We start from the raw sequence: 2,296 nt of genomic DNA on the forward strand, positions 1-2,296 counted from the left end.
CCGAAACGGCTGAGCGTTAATAATATAAGTGCTCCTCCAATATTTATTTAGATTAGTTTATTTTACGAAAGCCCCTTCCTTCTATAAATGAAAAACTGCCTCGAAACCTTAATTTTGAGACAGTTCTATCAAATTCAATACATGATAAAATTCTATGTATCTTCTGATTCTATTTATTTAGAAATTCCCTATAGTTCTCTTCTTTAAATCCTACTAAAATCTTATCTCCTTCTATAAGCAAAGGTCTTTTTACTAGCATTCCATTAGTAGAAAGAAGCTCTATGCAGTCCTCTTTTGACATATCTTTAATCTTATCTTTTAAATTCATTTCTTTATAAAGCTTTCCTGAGGTATTAAAGAATTTTTTAATTTCGAGACCACTTTTATCAATCCATAGAGCTAACTCTTCCTTAGTTGGATTATTATCAACTATGTGTCTATCCTGAAAATCTACATTGTTCTCTATAAGAAACTTTTTAGCTTTAATGCATGTAGTACACTTTGGATACTCAATAAACAATATGCTCATATATATTCTCTCCTTCTATTTAAAATGTTTATTTTATTATTATAACAAGATACTTATTATTATACATTAATATATAACTTTCCTATATATTCTACTTGAAAATTTTAACTTAAGGTTTAATTTGTAACTACTTTAACTAATATAGAATAATATTATAATAAATATAATTTATACCCTGTAAGTTGGGTACATAAAGACCTTGTTAGCTTACAGTGTATTTTATTGCCTCAATCTAATTGCAACATTTTACACCCTCATTAGTAAAATAGTGTAAATTATACTATAATAGTGCATATACATTACTATATTGTATATTGATTTTATAATTTAAATAGGAGGATTTTTTTATGAATTTTTTTAATACACCGTCTGTTATGGTTGAAGAAGCAAAAAAGGCTAAACATCAGTTTAATCCTATAATTAACCTACTTATATCTATAGTTCTTATTTTTTTAAGTCAATTTCTTGTTATTATTCCTATGTTTATAATATCTATTATAAGTTTAATTCAGTCTAATAGTTTATCTATTTCTATGGATAATCAAACATTAAGTCTCATAAGTCTATTTAGCACTGGATTTTTAATTATATTATGTATTCTATATTGTAAGTTTATTGAAAAAAGAAATCTTCGTTCTATGGGATTAATAAAGAAAGGCGCTTTTAAAGAATATGGTCTTGGTTTAATAGTAGGTCTTGTTATGTTTAGTGTTATTATATTAATTTTAGTTCTATCTGGCCAACTATCCTTTATTGATGTTACCTTATCTTCTCTTCCTATAATTATTCTTTATTTTCTTGGATTTATGATACAAGGAGCTAGTGAAGAATTTTTATGTAGAGGTTTTTTATTAAACTCCATTGCTGCTAAGAATGGCATTATCCTTGCTATTATTTTAAATTCTTCTTTATTTGGTTTTCTTCATATTTTTAATGCAGGTTTTTCTATACTACCCCTTATTAATATTATCTTAGTCGGCATATTCTTCTCTGTTTATGCTTACCGTACAGATAATATTATTGGAGTATGTGCAATCCATTCTATGTGGAATTTTGCTCAAGGAAATATATATGGAATTCCCGTTAGTGGAATGAATATGGGATCTTCAATTCTTCAAATTAACAACTTTAGCGACTCTTTACTTTCCGGTGGTACCTTTGGCGCAGAGGGTGGTCTAGCTTGTACGATTGTATTAATTATATCTATCTTACTTGTAATATTTGTACCTAGAGCATCTAGTAAGTCATGTTAAATAAAGCTCTATTAATAAGCTGTGATATCTATATAGTTTTCATGTATAAAGCTATATAATCTACTTACTATGCATGCATTTTAACCAAGTCTTACCTATGACATATATAAAAAGTTATCTATGAAACTTTTTATATATGTTATTTTTTAAAATGTTACATATAAAGCTTTTTGTATATTCACCTATTTGAAATGTTAAATAGGTAAATATATAACTTTTTAAATAGTTATGCTGTTTATAAGAGTTTAATGTAGTTTATTCTAGCTTAGACATAGATTAAATTTCTTATAAGGATGTTGCTCCTAAAGAATTTGCTAGTATCTGCTCCTATACTAATTTTTCCTATGATTTTATTGTTTTAAGGCTTAGACATATATGTGCTTATATTAATGATTAAAGCTTTAAGAATATACATTAATAAAAACTCGTAGTTTCTCTTTATATTATAAATAATAAGGGGCTTTCGCAAAATATATTGCTAATCTTATATGAAATATTGAAGATGCACTTTAAT

Annotated in this window: 2 protein-coding genes; one reads left to right on the top strand and one right to left on the bottom strand. The window is 26.2% G+C overall.

The window, feature by feature from the left end:
• Window positions 1-169: 169 nt before the first annotated feature.
• Window positions 170-529: an arsenate reductase family protein gene (locus B3W71_RS00705; RefSeq protein WP_346887025.1), complete on the bottom strand. Its 360-nt coding sequence runs from the start codon at window positions 527-529 to the stop codon at window positions 170-172.
• 347 nt (window positions 530-876) lie between these two features.
• On the opposite strand from B3W71_RS00705, the gene B3W71_RS00710 reads away from it, so the two are divergent.
• Entirely contained in the window at window positions 877-1,782 is a 906-nt protein-coding gene (locus B3W71_RS00710; RefSeq protein WP_346887026.1) for a type II CAAX endopeptidase family protein, read from the top strand.
• Window positions 1,783-2,296: the final 514 nt, after the last annotated feature.

The sequence above is a fragment of the Clostridium sp. UBA1056 genome, assembly GCA_002316385.1.
GTDB lineage: Bacteria > Bacillota > Clostridia > Clostridiales > Clostridiaceae > Clostridium_J.